This is a genomic window from Meiothermus sp., assembly GCF_037443965.1.
Taxonomy (GTDB): Bacteria; Deinococcota; Deinococci; order Deinococcales; family Thermaceae; genus Meiothermus.
The window spans coordinates 1-15,026 of record NZ_JBBINI010000028.1 but is presented as its reverse complement, the minus strand read 5'-3'; the positions used below and the strand labels follow the sequence as shown (position 1 = coordinate 15,026).

The window sequence follows — 15,026 nt, the reverse complement described above, 5'->3', positions numbered from 1 at the left end:
TAGTAACTCCTCCACGCACCCATCTCTACCCTAAAACTACTCCGAGCTGTCGAGATTGCGCGTTATACGCATTTCGGCAGTATCGTTCACTTCGGCAAGCCTAAACGATACTACCGAAAGGCTTTTCTACTCCCTTCGGTCGGCTTGAATCCTTCACCGTTGGACGGAGTCAGAGGTGAAGGATTCAAGCGGAAACGGTATTACTAGATGGAAATACTTAATTGCAGCTCCCAAAATTAGCCGCTCGCCTTGTGCTGTAATATACCCAGTACAACGCTTTTGTTGTACTGGGTATTGTTGTGAATTGGTTCTGGAAAAACCAAGTCCTTAATCCAACAGCCCAGACCGGATTAGCAAGGCTTTGGGGTCGGGGTCGCGCCCCAGGAAGCGGCGGAATAGCTCGGCGGGGTCAACCGCGTTACCTTTGCTCAGGATGTGGGTGATGAAGTCTTCGCCGGTCTGGCGGTTGAAGATGCCCTCGGCCTTGAAGCGCGAGAAGGCGTCGGCATCGAGCACCTCCGACCATTTGTAGGAGTAATAACCCGCGGCGTAGCCCACCGGGTGCCCGAACAGGTGGGCAAACCCGGCCACAAACGCATAGCTTTCGGGCAGCGGGGCCGGCATGAAGGGCTGCATGACCTGCCGGGCGTACGCGGTCACATCGCTGTCGGTTGGGGTGTAGTGAACGTGCAGGGCCAGATCCACCGTGCCGAAGGCCAGTTGGCGCATGCCCTGGTTGGCGGCCCAGTAGTTTTTAGCCTGCAGCATCTTCTCAAAAAGCTCGTTGGGGATGGGTTCGCCGGTCTGATAGTGGCGTGCGAACAAGTCCAGGGCTTCGCGTTCCCAGCACCAGTTTTCCATGATCTGGCTGGGCAGCTCGACAAAGTCGCGGGCTACCTGGGTGCCGACCAGGCTGCGGGCTTCCACGCTCGAGAGCGCCAGGTGCAACAGGTGCCCAAACTCGTGAAAGACGGTCTCGACCTCGCGGTGGGTGAGCAGGGCCGGCCGGTCGCCTACCGGTGGGGTGAGGTTGCCGCACATCAGGCCCAGGTGGGGTTCGGTGGTGCTTCCATTGCGCACGCCGCGGATGAGCGAGTTCATCCAGGCCCCGCCGCGCTTGTTCTCGCGGGGGTGCCAGTCGGTGAAGAAGCGGCAGATGCGCTTTCCTTCACGGTAGATTTCGTAGGCCTTGACCTCGGGGTGCCAGGTCTCCACGCCCACCACTTCCCGCACCTCGAGGCCGAAGACCCGCCGCACGATCTCGAAAAGCCCCTCGAGCACCTGCGGCAGGGCAAAGTAGGGCCGCAGCTCTTCTTCGTCGAAGTCGTAGAGGGCTTTGCGCTGCTTCTCGGCGTAGTAGGCGATGTCCCAGGGCTCCAGCGGGGGGGCCTGGGGGCTTTCTAGTTCAAGGCGGAAGGCCTCGAGGGCGGCCAGCTCCTTTTTGAAGTAGGGCTCGTAGGCAGCCTTGAGGTCTTGCTCGAAGCGCAGAGCGACCTCGGCCTTGCCGGCCATGCGGTTTTCCAGCACGTAGTCGGCAAAGTTGGCGTAGCCCAGCAACTCGGCTTTTTCGCGGCGCAGGGACAGAATTTCATCAATTAAGGGTCGGTTGTCGCGGTCTGGCTTGGTGGCCCGGTGGTGGTAGGCCAGGTAGACCCGCTTGCGGATCTCGGCGTCGTCCAGGTAGGTTTGCAGGGCCAGATAGCTGGGCTGCTGCAGGGTGAAGCGGTAGCCCTCGCGGCCTTTGGCGCGGGCGCTTTGCCGGGCGGCCTCGAGGGCGCTTGGGGGCAGGCCCGCCACCTGGCTTTCGTCCAGGTACAGCTCCCAGTCGGCGGTGGAGTCGGTGAGGTTCTGCTCGAACTGGGTGGTGATCTCCGAGAGCCGGGTGTTGAGGGCCTCGAGGCGGGCTTTCTTTTCGGGGGGCAGGTCGGCGCCCTGGCGGCGGAACTCGTCGAGGCGCAGCTTGAGGAAGCGGGCCCAGTCGGGGCTGAGCTGGCTCGCTTCGGGAGTGGCGGCAAAGTCCTTGAGGGCCTGGTACAGCTCGGCGGAAATTTGCACCTTGGTGCTGAAGGCGGTAATGGGTGGGATGATGGCCCGGTAGGCTGCGCGTAGCTCGGGGGTGGAAGCCACGCTCTCGAGGTGGGCCACCAGGGTAAAAGCGTAGCTTAGCCCCTCGCCCAGCCGGTCGAGGGGGAGCGGGGTGTTCTCAAAGGTGCGGGGGCCTTCCACCCGCAGGATGGCCTCTAGCTCGGCTTCGGCCTGGGCCAGGAGGGTCTGGATGGCCGGCTCGATGTGCTCGGGGCGGATCTGGCTAAAGGGAATATCGTAACGCACTTCCAGCAAAGGGTTCTCCGACATAGCACCCCAGTATAAATGGGGCCAGAGCCGGAGAATGTGCCCTGTTTAGGCGTAACTTTGTACGGCCCGGATGACCGCCTCGAGCTGGGCCTCCTCCAAAAAGGGGTGCATGGGCAGGCTCAGCACCTCGCGGGCAGCGGCCTCGGCAGCTGGAAGGGATCCTTCCGGGGCCAGCTCGCGGTAAGCCGGCTGGAGGTGGGCCGGCAGCGGGTAGTGCACGCTGCTGCCGATGCCCTGCTGTTTCAGGTGGGCGGCCAGCCGGTCGCGCGCAGGGTGGCGCACCGTGTACTGGTGGTAGACGTGCAGGGCGTAGGGCATCTCGCAGGGGGTCTGGAGGTGGTTTTTGAAGTGTTCGTTGTAGACCTGGGCAATCTGGCGGCGGCGGGCGTTCCAAGTTTTCAGGTAGGGGAGCTTGACCCGCAGAATGGCAGCCTGGAGTGCATCGAGCCTCGAGGTGTAGCCCGCCGGGCGCACATGGTGGTAGCGCTCCTTGGAGCCATGCACGGCCAGCAGGCGGGCCTCCTCAGCGATGTGCGGGTGATGTGTGGCGATAAAGCCTCCGTCGCCATATGCGCCCAGGTTTTTGGTGGGGTAAAGGCTAAAAGCCCCCGCATCGCCCAATGTGCCGGCCTGAGGATGCGGGCAGTCGCAGGCGTGCCCGCGCGGATGCTTGCAGCCAGGGGCACAGTAGCGCGCCCCGATGGCCTGGGCTGCGTCCTCCAGCACCTGCAAACCGTGTTTTTGCGCGAACTCCAGTATTTCGCCCATGGGGGCCACCTGGCCGTATAGATGAACCGGCAGGATGGCCTTGGTGCGCGGGGTGAGGGCGGCCTCGAGCAGGGCCGGATTGAGGTTGAAGTTGTGCGGGTCAATGTCCACCAACACGGGCCGGGCCCCGACGTGCTGGATGGCCTCGAGGGTGGCGATAAAGGTGAAAGGGCTGGTAATAACCTCGTCGTCTGGCCCAATTCCCAGGGCCCGCAGGGCGATAAAAAGTGCATCTGTACCAGAACCGCAAGTGATCACATAGGGCACCTTTAGATAAGCCGAAAGTTCGGCTTCCAGGGCCGAAACCTCGGGGCCGCCCACAAACCCGCCGGAAGCTAGTACACGCTCTACGGCGGCGTCAATCCCCGCTTTCAATTCGAGATACTCGCGTTTTAGGTCAAGAACTGGAATCATGCAAAACACCTGTTTTAGAGCTTAGTACATGGCCGGTTCTCTTTGCCAGGCTAGCGATAGACGCCCTTTCCCATCCAAAGGCCCACCGCCAAACCCAGCAGGTTCGCCCCCCAGGCCCCCACCTCGGGGGGAACCGGGCTCGAGAGCGCCATCACCTTGCCGGTGCTAAAGGCCACGTAGTAGGCAATGGTAAGCACCAGGGCCAGGCCCAGCGCCGTACCGGGGCTGGTGGCCCGGCGCACCGCCACCGGCAGGGCCAGCACCAGCACCATCAGGTTGGCCAGGGCCAGGGCGATGGTGGCGTGCCACTGGGCTCGGGCCTCGCGCAGCTCGCGGGGTGGGGTGCGGGGGTCTTGCAGCTTGCGCCACCACTCCGAGAGGGGCACCGGCACCTCGAAACCACCCCCGGCGTACTGGGCTTCCAGGTCTTCGCGGCTGCGCGAGAGCCGCACGGTGAGTTCGGCCCCTGGCTGGCCGATGTTTTGCGCCTTGAAGACGCCCTGCAAGCCCTCCTGGGCGGCCTCGAGGGTGGTAAACTCGGGCAGGGGAAGCTGGGCAAAATCCAGGGTAAAGACCCGGTAATCCCGCAGCACGATGCGCTGGCCTTGCAGGCGGGCGGTCTGGGCCAGAATCACGGTCATGGTCTGATCCTGCCAGCGCTCGAGGCGCACCCGCTGGAACTCGTCTTTGGCCGGGTCGAAGCCATCGTAGCGCAGGATGTACTCGCCCACCGTGAGCTCGCGCCCCACCAGGTTGAACTGGGGGGTGCGCTCGGGGATTAGCTCGTTCCAGTACACCACCGCCGTAGCCCGATTGGCCCAGGGCACCACCCACTCCGAGAGGGCCAGCGAGAAGCCGCTCAAAAGCAGGCCCCCCAGCAAAAACAGCCGGGCCGTGCGCAGCACCGAGATGCCCCCGGCCTGCATCACCAATAGCTCATTTTCCCGTGCCAGCCGCCCAAAAGCCAGCATCACTGCGAGCAGCCCGGCGATGGGCATGGCCTGCACGGTGGCATAGGGCAATTGCAGGGCCAGCCACTTCAGAATGCTGGTGAGTTCGGCCGTGCCCATCCACTGCGCTCTGGGCAGGATGTTGCTGATGAGCCCAAAGCTCACATAGAGCACCAGCCCGAACAAAAAGACCGGTAGGGCTTCGCGGAGAATGTAACGATCCAGATGGTTCATCGGATTTCAAGTCCAAACACCAGTTTGCCACTGGGTATCTCGCCCGGGTCTTGGGCGATACGAATTTCCTGGTAGCCCAGCCGCCAGATAAAACAACAGTCAGCGTAGCGCAGCTCCAACCCCCACCGGCTCACGCCCTGGCGCAGGAAATCATACCCGAGAAAGGGCGTCAGGTTGAGGTCGTAGGTACAGCTCAGGGGAACCGGGGTAAAGCCCACCACCAGCTCGCGGCGTTCCCAGTTGTCGCGCCCGTTGCTTAGGGTTTTGCCCACACAGTTCCAGCAGGTGTTGAGCCTGGCCCAGAGCTCGCCGTAGCTCTGGGTGTAGCCAAGGCGCAGGCTGGCCTGGGTCTGACTCAAAAGAAAATCGTGCGTGGCCTCGAGCTGGATGTTCTGATACCTCAAATTCCCGGAGAGCTTCTGGGTAGCCTCCCGGCGCTCGAGCCAGAAGCGCCCAGGGGTAGACTCGATGGCCCAGGCATAGCCCAGGCGCAAGGCAAACGCACCCTCGTAGCGGCCCTCAGCGTACCCCCCGTAGGCCAGGTACTGCTGGGGCTGGTTGTAGAAACCCAGCACCCCAAAGGGCTCGAGGCGGAAGCGAAAGGGGCCTTCCTGCACCTCGAAAAGGTAGCGCAGCTCGGCCCCGGCGGCCAGCCCCTGCACCTGGGAGGCCGGGGTGCCATCGGGCCAGTCCTGGGCCATCCAGCCGAAGGGGATAAGGGTGAAGCGATCCAGCGCAAAGGACTGCTTGAAGCCAAAGGCATAGCGCCCTTTCTCGCTGTCGTGGGTAAAGAATATGGGCCCGTCTGCCACCTCACCTCGGCTGGCAAAACCACTGGGTTTGCTGTCGAGCTGAAGACTGGCCTGGCGGTTTTTCCCCTGCGCCGCGAGGCCTACCCGCAACACCGGGTCGGGGCTGCCCAGGCGTAGGCCCAGCAAGGTTATGCGGGTGCTGAACTTGCCGGAAAAAGCCCCCGATGCGGGCAAGGGAAACTCGCTCAGACCCAGATTCAAACCCTGGTCGAAGTCGAAACGAAATGGCAGAACCAGGGGGGCTCCGCCGTCTCCAGCCGCCTGGGTGAGCCCCAGGTTCTCGCCGAGTGGTTGGTTGGGCTCGAGCCGTAACTCGCTAAAGCGGGCTAGGCCCAGTTGGTAGACCTCGAGCTGGCTCTCCTCCAGCACGATCTCTCCGGTCTGGGTATCCAGACGCAGGGTCTGCGACAAGAGCCGCAGGTCGTCGCCGCACTTGCAGGTGGTGGCCCGAATCCCGCTGGCCTGTAAAACCTGCCCCTTGACCTGGCCCGCTTCGGCCCAGAAGCGGTAGCGGGGGGTTTCCACCTCGATCTGCTGGGCGGAAAGTTGGCCGCTCTTTTGGTCGTAGCGCAGTTCGGGCGCTCGCAGGTATAGCCCTTGGGTCTGCAGGCAGGCCCCGTCGGCAAAAACTGCCAGATCCCCGTCGAACTCGAGGTTCCCCCCACCGGCCAGCCCTTCGGGGGTCTCGAGGGTGTAGGGCTGCTCGGCGCAGGGGGTTGGGTGGGTCGGTGAGGCCCAGGCTGGGCTGCTGAGCACCGAGAGCCAGAGGGGGAGCAAAACCCGCCGCCAGTTGATCCCAGGCCTTGGCTTCGTGTAGACCTCGAGTCCTGAACCCGGAGTCCTGTACCCTTTTCGTCTCACCTGCATGCCCTACAGTTTATCGGCGTAGGGGCGCAGGCGGTTCAAAATATCTACCGAAACACGGGTATTGGCCCGTACTTTTCCCTCGGCAAAGTTGAGCAATAAGGTGCTATCGGGCCGGTTGCCGCGCAGGGTGGTGGCCCCGTCGCGGAAGGTGAAAGCCCCCAGCACCAAAGCCAGGTCTTTGGCGGTGTCCACCACCAGCGTACTGGCTTCGAGCACCGGCTCGCTCGAGCGCACCTCGCCCTTGAGCACCAGCACGTCCTCTTTGAGCAGCAAACCCTGCTGGGCCGTAATCCCTTTGAGTTGTCCGGAACTAAAGCGCACGCCGTTCATCCGCAAGGTGTCGGGCTTCTGCTGATACTCGAGGCTGGCTGCACTAAAATCGCCCTCCTTGGACTTGAGGGTGGCTCCCTGGGCCCGGATAAACTCGCCGTCTTTGTACTGGATGTAGCGGGCTTCCAGCACCAGCCCGCTTTGATTATCGGTGATGGTGCCGCCGGTGGGCAGGGTGTAGACGCCGGTTCCTACGTCCAGTTCCGAGTTGCCCCTGGGCCGCACCTCAAAACCTGCAAACCTTGAAGCAAACACCACCAACGATAGAAGAGTGAGTAGAACCAACCAACGCTTCATCCTTTCAATCCTAGAGCCTCGGGCATGAACCGAATGAGCAAAACATCAATAGACCGGGACTCGAGGCAGCCGCCGATTTCCCTCCGCGCAGCGAGAGGTGCACCGAATGTTTAGAAACGCAACGGATTGCGGGGTTTTCTAGATCAAGTAACAGCATCAGCAGGAGTCAGAGCTGGGTTGCTCAGCATAAAAAACCCAGAATACCTGTAAAAACATACACCAACGCCCATCCAGCTATGAGTCCGAAGAATTAAGGTTGAATCCTCAGAAATGCCCATCTTTTTCGGCTATACTCCAAATCAGATGCGGTTATTGGCCTTCCTGATGGTAATTCTGGCTCCAGTCTTGGCCTTTCCTCGGCTGGGACTCCACGAAGGCTACACCCGCCTGGTCTTCGATTTAGACCCCACTGCGCTTTACCAGTTCTCCCAAACGCCCGATACCCTGACCATTCGTTTTAGCGGCGTCACAGTGGCTGCCAGCGATACAGAGGTGAGCTCCCCCCAGGTGGCTTCCTACCAAGTGGTGCCCTCCGCAGGTGGGGCTACGGTGTTTGTGCGATTGAGGCAGAATGTAGAAGTCAAGACCTCTTTATTAACCGATGCAAACCGGCGACGACTGGTAGTGGATGTGTTGAGCCTAGCCCGTCCCGGCTCAAATCCCCCCAGTGCTGGGGCACCCGCCCGCCCCCTGCCCCCCAAACCCCGTACCCAACCCAAGATTGTGGTGCTGGACGCGGGGCACGGGGGTATTGACCCCGGTGCGGTGGGTTTTGTGGTGGAAAAAGAAGTTACCCTGGATCTGGCTTTGCGATTGCAGCAACTGCTGCAAAACCAGGGTATCGAGGTGATCCTGACCCGAAACAGCGACGCCCACCTTTCGCGCGACAAGGCCACCGACCTGGGTATGCGGGCTGACATGGCCAATTCCAAGCGCAACCTGTTTATCTCTATCCATGTCAACAGTGCACCCAACACCGCTCAGGGCATCGAGGTTTATTATTTCGGCAACACTATTGATCCGAGCCTGCTGGCCCAAGTGATCCGTGAGAACGGTGGGGGAGAGTTGGGCCGCCGTCTGACCCGAGAGGCCCAGAGTGTGGGGGAGCGGTTGGTGAGTGATCTGATTGCCCAGTCCAATCTCAAGTTCTCGCGTCAACTGGCCCACTATGTACAGGCCTCCATGCTCCAAGCCACCGGGGCGGTGGATCGGGGGGTGCGCCAGGCGCCCTTCTATGTGATTCGCAATGCCCGCATCCCGGCCATTCTGGTGGAGGTAGGTTTTGCCAATCATCCCGTGGAGGGCCGCCGCCTCCAGACCGACGAATACCGCCAAACCCTAGCCGAGGCCCTGGCCCGCGGTATCCTGCGCTTCCTAAACAATGGTGGGTAGCTGGGGGTAGCCTCGCCCTCGAGCGATTTGCAACAACTCCCACAGCGGCAGGTCGCAAAGGCAAGCCAAGAGCAGATCGGCCTGACTTAAGTCCAGGTGTTTGGTGAGGGCGTTGGGAATCGCTACCGTGAAGGCCCCCGCCGACCGGGCCGCCCGCACGCCATTGAGTGAGTCCTCGAGGACGATGGCCTGGTCTGGGTGCACGCCCAGCCCTTCCGCTGCCTGCAAAAATAAGGCAGGGTCGGGTTTGGTGAGTGCGACATTTTCCTTGGTGCGAATGACCTGGAAATGCCCCAGAAGTCCCAGGCGGGCCAGATGCCCTTCCACCCAGTCCCGCCTCGAGCTGCTGGCCACGGCCATCTTGAGGCCTAGGGCCTCGGCGGCATCCAGGTAGTCCAGCACCCCTGGCAGGGGCTGTAGGGCTAGGTTGAGTTCTTGTTTGCGTTCCCAGACCCAGTTTTCTAGGCTGTGTTTGTCCAGCGGTTGGCCAACCTGCTTTTCGAGATGACCGGCTGGGTCGAAGGGCATAGAGTTGTTACCGATAAAAGGAAGCCAGTAGTCCAGCGTCAGTTCTACCCCATATCGCTGGTAGACCTCTTGCCAGGCCTGAAACTCGCTGCTTTCGGTATCCAGAATGGTGCCATCGAAGTCGAAGATGAGGGCTTGCATCGGTGAATTGTACTTGCTGTCGGGAGAGTGACGGGGTTCAAGAGCCCACAAAAGTATCTATGCCTCGATTTTAATGTTGTACCCAATCTACCCGTGAGGAACGCTAAACGAGCTTCTTGTTCTGGGTGGGAACGGCTTCCATTGCTTTAGAGGTCAGTTGAAATCGAGCCGGGTATTGCTTCAAAACTGACTCAACTTACAAACTTTATCCAGGCCACTTAAAACTTTGACCTGATTCAATTTTGACAATAGCTGGTGTAGGCTAAGCGGCGTATGAAACGTAGCTTGCTTCTCATTCTGGCTTTGTTGGCCTTTGGCTTGTCGGTTGCTTTCGCCCAGAATCCGGTTAAGGTGCGCATCGGGTTTAACCCCACCCAAAACTCCGACCAGCTCCGTCCGGCGGCCCAGGCCATTGCGGACTACCTCGAGCGCCGCTTCCAGGGGGCCATCGAGGTAGAGATCTTCATCCCTACCGAGTACCGTGGTCTGATCGAGGCCATGCGTGGGGGTAACCTCGACTTTGCCTTCTTCCCCCCGGACGGCTACGTGATCGCCAACGCCGACGTGGGCGCCCAGGTGCTGCTCAAGAGTGTGCGCGGCACCAGCCCCTTCTACTGGAGCGCCATCATCGTGCGCAAGGACTCGGGCATCAAGAACTTGCAGGGCCTCGAGGGCAAGACCATCGCCTGGGTAGACAAAAACTCCGCCGCTGGCTACGTGTTCCCGCGGGCCGCGCTGGTGGGCGAGAAGCTCGACCCCGACAAGCTGTTTGCTAAGCAAACCTTTGCCGGTCGGCACGACGCCGCGGTGCTGGCAGTGCTGAATAAGTCGGTGGATGCGGCGGCTACCTTTGCCAACGACAACCGCAACAAGAGCGGCGCCTGGACGCAGTTCCTCAAACCCGAGGAAGCCGCCCAGCTCACGGCCATTTTCTACTCCAGGCCCATCCCCGGCGATACCTTCTCGGTATCCAAGCAGTTCCTCACAAAATACCCCACCCTCTCGCGGGGCATTGCTGCGGCCTTGCAGGGCATCCGTACCCCTCAGAGCAACCTGCTCATGAACCTCTACCGCATTGACTACATGATTCCTGCGCAAGACTCTGACTACGACGTGGTGCGTCAGGCCCGTAAAGTGGCGGGGCAGTAAAGCCCGCAAGCCATTGGAGCACCGTGCCCCCAGGTAGTTGCTGGGGGCTTATGATTTGTCTACAACTGCCTGGAGGGTATATGACCTTTTGCGAAGCGATGTATACCGTGGAGGACTCACATGATTGAAGTCCGCAACCTCAACCAGACCTTCAATACCGCCAAGGGTCCCTTGCAGGTCTTGATGGATGTGAACCTGGATATTCCCAAAAATGATTTTGTGGCCATCATCGGGCGCTCGGGGGCGGGCAAGAGCACCTTCTTGCGCACCCTGAATGGACTGCTGATCCCCACCACCGGTTCGGTGGTGGTGGGCGGCACCGATATCACCAAGCTGCCCAAGCGTGAGTTGCAGAAATACCGCCGCACAGTGGGCTTCATTTTCCAGCAGTTCAACCTGGTCAACCGCCTGAGCACCCTCAACAATGTACTGCACGGTCGCTTGGGCTACCTTCCCACCTGGCGTGGGCTGTTGGGCTTGTACAACGAAGCGGACTATCAGATTGCACGGCAGCAGCTCGAGCGCGTAGATCTTGCGGCCAAGGAAAACGCTCGAGTGGACTCGCTATCAGGGGGGCAGCAACAGCGGGTGGCCATTGCCCGCGCGATGGCCCAGCAACCCACCCTGATGTTGGCTGATGAGCCCGCCGCCAACCTCGACCCGGTTTTGTCGGAGGAAGTGATGCGAACCCTCAAGCGCTTTAACGAGCAGGATGGGGTTACGGTGGTCATCAACATCCATGCCCTCGACCTGGCCCTGAAGTACGCGAAACGCATCATCGCTTTCAAGCGGGGGCGGCTGGTATATGACGGCCCGCCCGAACAACTGTCGGAGGACATGGTGGACGACCTCTACGAACGCAAGGAGATGCTGGCATGACCGTGCTATGGATCTATGCGCTGATCGGGGTGTTGCTGGCTGTCCTGGCCGGGATTGCCAAAGGTTCGATGCGACGCTGGGTGATTGGAACGGGCCTGGCCCTGTTGGTGGTATTTGCAGCTTTTCCCTTTAGCCGGGCCAGGGGCTTTTTGAGCCGCGATACCATAGACCCCACCTTACTGGCCCTGACCCCGGTTTTTCCCTTGCTTTTCCTAATTCCTTTGGGGGTGCTGGCGGCCTTGGTGCTGGCCCGTCGGGGGGCTGCCGGATGGGGTGGGGTACTGGGGGGCGTTGCGGGGCTGGTGGCTGCCGGGAGCTGGTACGTGCAGCCAGCCCAGTTGGTTCGCTTACAGCCTGTGAACGGCCTGATGGAGCTGCTAATTGCCGGGGTAGTGGCAGGCTCTATAGCCCTGCTCTCCTTTAGCCGAACCCGGCAACGCATTCCCATTCTGGTTGTGGCGGCTTTGGCGGGGGTGCTGGCCTTCTTCTGGTTTCACACGCCGCAAGGGGGCGGAGCCTACCTGCCCAAGAGCCTGGGTTATTACAAACTCTTCTTCCCCACACCCCCGGAAAGCCAGCGGGCCATGGTCGAGTCCTACAACCGGGCCCTGCCCGAACTCAACGCCATACGCAAGGAGCTGGGTCAGGACGAACTGAAGCCCATACAAAGCCTGGCCGACCTGCAAGGGGCCATTCCCCAACAGGCCTCGAGCGAAGGCTACCGACTGGTGCAACCGGCCACCACCCAGTACGGCGCATTTGGGGTTTTCTTCCTGGCCGGGCTGATGCTGGGGGCAGGGCTGATGCAACTGCGTAATGCCAGCTTGCAGGAACCCGACGATTTGCGGGCCGGTATTTTGATTGCGCTGGTGGCTAGCTTCCTGATTCCCGCTTTTGATGCCACCGAGTTCGATCTCAACAAGCTGGTGGTGGGCTGGCCCTTCTTGCAGCAATTTGCCGATAGAGCCTGGCCACCGCTGCTGGCCGATCCCAGCACCGAGCGCTATCCTTTGCAGGAGGTCTTGAGCCAGATTGCCGTCACGGTGCAGATGGCCCTGGTGGGCACCTTCCTGGCCGCGATCTTTGCCATGCCCATCTCGTTTCTGGCGGCCCGCAACGTGACCTCGGGCACACCTTTGATGCGCTCGGTGTTCTACCTGACCCGCCTGTTCCTGAACGTTTTGCGTGGGGTTCCCACCCTGATTATCGCTCTCATTTTGGTGGCGGCGGTGGGGCTGGGGCCTTTTGCCGGGGTGATGGCCATTGCCATCCACTCCCTAACCGAGCTGGGCAAGCTCTACTCGGAGGCCATTGAAAACGCCGACAAGGGGCCGGTAGAGGCTCTGGAATCCACCGGTGCCTCCGGCGTGAACGTGGTGCGCTGGGCCATTTTGCCCCAGGTGTTGCCGCTTTTTGTGTCGTACACGGTGTACAACTTCGAAATCAACTTCCGCTCCTCGCTGGTGCTGGGCCTGGTGGGGGCGGGCGGTATCGGCTACTTCATCAACGAGAAGATGGCCTCGGGGCAGTATGACCAGATGATTGTCGGCGTTATTGCAATCGTGATCGTGGTGAATATCATTGACTTTGCTTCTTCGTGGCTGCGCAGCCGATTGGTCTGATCTACCGATAGGGAGGGTGTTCCATCCGCTCCAGTATGCGCCCAGCCCGCCGGGCGATGCGGTGCAGGGCTTCTTCGGGGTTGTGGAGTGGGTTGCCGTGGCCCAGGGCCAGGATTTTGGGCTGGATGGTAGCCACCCGCAGGATACTCCGCCAGGCTTCGGTGGGGTCGGGCGTGAAGGCCGCCATCGGGAAGGTCAGGCCCGCCAGGTTCATCATCACATCGCCGCCAATAAGCCAACCCTCGCCCTTGTGATAGAAACCAAGCTGGCCGGGTGCATGGCCGGGCAGGTGGACGGTGCGTAGGTCGGGCAGGATATGCGAGAGGTGGGCATCGGCCTCGAGCACCCGCTCGACTTTGCCCGTGGCCTGGGTTTCGCGCATCAGCATCCCAACGCCGTCCGCCAGCCAGCGATCCGCGGCCCGTAAACCCTTGGGGGCGGGCCGCAGCACCGGCAGCTCGAGGCGGTGCGCCCAGACCTCGGCACCAGAGCGCCGCGCAATCTCGGGGAAGTTGCCCACGTGGTCGGGGTGGGCGTGGGTGATGAAAATGTGCGTAAGGTCGGTCCAGGCTAGCTTGGCTCGCCTTAGGCTTCGTTCAATCGTTGGAAGGGAGCGCTGGATGCCGGCATCTACCAACACCGCTGCGTTTTTGCCAAGGATTAGATAGGCGTTGGCGATGCCGAGGTCGAGCCAGTACAGGCTCTGGGCAATCTGTCTCATTCGCACTCCTACTCCCTTCGGTCGGCTTGAACCCTCCCCTTTGCTTGCACCCAAAGGTGAAGGGTTCAAGCGGAACTGGTATCACACGGATTCCTTCTCCAGCCGTTGGTGCATGGTCTCGAGCCTCCCCTTGACCGGCACCGCCTTGCTAACTTTGGCCAAGCCCATCAGCGGCATGTTGCCATAGATGGCTTCATGTTGCTCGACCTGGTAGGTCTCGTGCCAGATCCCCACCGCGCCGCCTTTGAACGACTGCCGGAAGAAGGCCCGCCAGGCCTCGGGGTGAAGGTTCGGGTCGGTGCGGGCGAAGCGCTCCAAATCGTTGGTACTGCGCCAGTACTGTACCAACAGCAAGCCGCGAAAGTCCATGCTCAGCCACTGGCCCCCCAGGCCCAAAAAGCCACTCTCGGGGTGCTGGTACAGATACGAAATCATCGGGCTCATGGCCCGCACCACTGGCAGCCACTCGCGCCAGCGCAGCCAGTTGTTGACGCGCACCCCGATCAGAAACACCACCAGCGGTCCTTCGTGTTGTGCCGTAAAGCGTCCAGTCTGAATCATAATTTTCTCCGTCACGTCACTTAACACCGTAAACTAAATCGCTAAAAAAAGAACCTATGGGCTTAGCCCGCGCTGAATCAGTTTCAGATAATCCTCTACCAGCCGCCGCACCTCCGCTTCTTCCCACTTGGGGACGATGCCCTTCATGCTTAGGGCCAGTGACACGATGCCGTGGATGCCTGACCAGATTAGGTTGGTGGTTTCGATGGGGTCGCCCATGCGGATGATCCCGGCCTTCATGGCCTCGATCACCGCGTTCATCTGGATGATGTAGGCATTGGAGCCCTCTACATCTCCCTTGGTCTGGGTGGTCTTCAAAACCCACTCACTGCGCTGCATGAACATCATCTGGTAGTGCAGGGGGCGCGAGAGACCAAACTCGAGGTAGGCCCGGCCCAATGCTTGCAGCCGCTCCAACGGGTCGGAATGGGTGGCGTAGGCGGTTTGCAGGGCTTGGTTAAACTCGGCAAAACCCTGCGAGCAGACTGCGAACAAGAGGTCGTTTTTGTCCTTGAAGTAGAGGTAGATGGTGGTGGGGGTGTAGCCGATGTTCTCGGCGACTTGGCGCAGGCTAAAGCCCTCGTAGCCCTCGCGCTCGAACATCCTGGTGGCTGCTTCCAGGATGGCCTGACGGGTCTCCTGGCGAGACCGTTCGCGGCGCTCGGCACTGCGCTGTTTAATACGGGCTTGGCGGGTCTGAGCTGCGGTACTCACAGCGTCAATGTACTTTACAGTGTTATTTTTGTCAAGTTGTTAAGACTTAGTGGGTGCCCTTAGCGGAGGGCTGTGAATTCGTTTCTTATTTGCTCATCGGCATTAACGAACCCGATAACGGGGCAAATGTCCCTGATGTGGCTATACTTGTATTAAGCATTCATTCCTTCGTGTGCTACTTGACCTACCCCAGGGGATGTAAAAAAGAGGGGGTGCTATGGAAACCCACAGAGAGCACCCCCTGTACTATCTTGACGCAGAAACCCTCCTGGTGGCTACCTACGTCTGGGTG

13 protein-coding genes are annotated in these 15,026 nt (G+C 60.8%); 4 read left to right on the top strand and 9 right to left on the bottom strand.

What is annotated here, in order from left to right; all coding sequences use genetic code 11:
* Positions 1-327: 327 nt before the first annotated feature.
* The 5 genes from WKI89_RS13690 to WKI89_RS13670 all read right to left on the bottom strand — a co-directional run bounded on the left by WKI89_RS13690 (position 328) and on the right by WKI89_RS13670 (position 7,027).
* On the bottom strand, positions 328-2,355 hold the full coding sequence (locus WKI89_RS13690) for a M3 family metallopeptidase (RefSeq protein WP_337870528.1): 2,028 nt from the start codon (positions 2,353-2,355) through the stop codon (positions 328-330).
* Positions 2,356-2,400: 45 nt separating this feature from the next.
* A complete protein-coding gene (locus tag WKI89_RS13685) occupies positions 2,401-3,537 on the bottom strand; it encodes a DegT/DnrJ/EryC1/StrS family aminotransferase (protein ID WP_337870526.1) in 1,137 nt (378 codons plus the stop codon).
* Between the two features lie 50 nt (positions 3,538-3,587).
* Entirely contained in the window at positions 3,588-4,721 is a 1,134-nt protein-coding gene (locus tag WKI89_RS13680) for an LptF/LptG family permease (RefSeq protein ID WP_337870525.1), read from the bottom strand.
* The gene (locus WKI89_RS13675) at positions 4,718-6,310 is read right to left on the bottom strand and encodes a hypothetical protein (RefSeq protein ID WP_337870523.1); all 1,593 of its coding nucleotides are present in this window, start codon (positions 6,308-6,310) and stop codon (positions 4,718-4,720) included. Before WKI89_RS13675 ends, WKI89_RS13680 begins: the two co-directional genes overlap by 4 nt.
* Before the next feature lie 93 nt (positions 6,311-6,403).
* Positions 6,404-7,027 (bottom strand): hypothetical protein, encoded by a 624-nt coding sequence (locus tag WKI89_RS13670; protein WP_337870521.1) that lies wholly within the window; start codon positions 7,025-7,027, stop codon positions 6,404-6,406.
* 303 nt (positions 7,028-7,330) lie between these two features.
* On the opposite strand from WKI89_RS13670, the gene WKI89_RS13665 reads away from it, so the two are divergent.
* The gene (locus WKI89_RS13665; RefSeq protein ID WP_337870520.1) at positions 7,331-8,419 is read left to right on the top strand and encodes an N-acetylmuramoyl-L-alanine amidase; all 1,089 of its coding nucleotides are present in this window, start codon (positions 7,331-7,333) and stop codon (positions 8,417-8,419) included.
* On the opposite strand, the gene WKI89_RS13660 is transcribed toward WKI89_RS13665, so the two are convergent.
* Entirely contained in the window at positions 8,402-9,088 is a 687-nt protein-coding gene (locus tag WKI89_RS13660; RefSeq protein ID WP_337870518.1) for an HAD family hydrolase, read from the bottom strand. The genes WKI89_RS13665 and WKI89_RS13660 overlap by 18 nt on opposite strands.
* A 273-nt stretch (positions 9,089-9,361) precedes the next feature.
* On the opposite strand from WKI89_RS13660, the gene WKI89_RS13655 reads away from it, so the two are divergent.
* The 3 genes from WKI89_RS13655 to phnE all read left to right on the top strand — a co-directional run bounded on the left by WKI89_RS13655 (position 9,362) and on the right by phnE (position 12,738).
* Complete coding sequence (locus tag WKI89_RS13655; RefSeq protein ID WP_337870516.1) at positions 9,362-10,237, top strand: phosphate/phosphite/phosphonate ABC transporter substrate-binding protein; 876 nt, start codon at positions 9,362-9,364, stop codon at positions 10,235-10,237.
* Positions 10,238-10,357: 120 nt separating this feature from the next.
* Positions 10,358-11,116 carry a phosphonate ABC transporter ATP-binding protein gene (phnC, locus tag WKI89_RS13650; RefSeq protein WP_337870515.1) on the top strand — a complete coding sequence of 253 codons (759 nt, stop codon included), beginning with the start codon at positions 10,358-10,360 and terminating at the stop codon, positions 11,114-11,116.
* Positions 11,113-12,738 (top strand): phosphonate ABC transporter, permease protein PhnE, encoded by a 1,626-nt coding sequence (gene phnE / locus WKI89_RS13645; protein WP_337870512.1) that lies wholly within the window; start codon positions 11,113-11,115, stop codon positions 12,736-12,738. Before phnC ends, phnE begins: the two co-directional genes overlap by 4 nt.
* 1 nt (position 12,739) lies before the next feature.
* On the opposite strand, the gene WKI89_RS13640 is transcribed toward phnE, so the two are convergent.
* From WKI89_RS13640 to WKI89_RS13630, 3 genes are all read right to left on the bottom strand, one after another.
* Positions 12,740-13,459: an MBL fold metallo-hydrolase gene (locus tag WKI89_RS13640; protein ID WP_337870510.1), complete on the bottom strand. Its 720-nt coding sequence runs from the start codon at positions 13,457-13,459 to the stop codon at positions 12,740-12,742.
* Positions 13,460-13,540: 81 nt separating this feature from the next.
* Positions 13,541-14,020, bottom strand: a complete 480-nt coding sequence (locus tag WKI89_RS13635) for a DUF4188 domain-containing protein (RefSeq protein WP_337870508.1) — start codon at positions 14,018-14,020, stop codon at positions 13,541-13,543.
* Between the two features lie 54 nt (positions 14,021-14,074).
* Complete coding sequence (locus tag WKI89_RS13630) at positions 14,075-14,734, bottom strand: TetR/AcrR family transcriptional regulator (RefSeq protein WP_337870505.1); 660 nt, start codon at positions 14,732-14,734, stop codon at positions 14,075-14,077.
* Positions 14,735-15,026 lie beyond the last annotated feature (292 nt).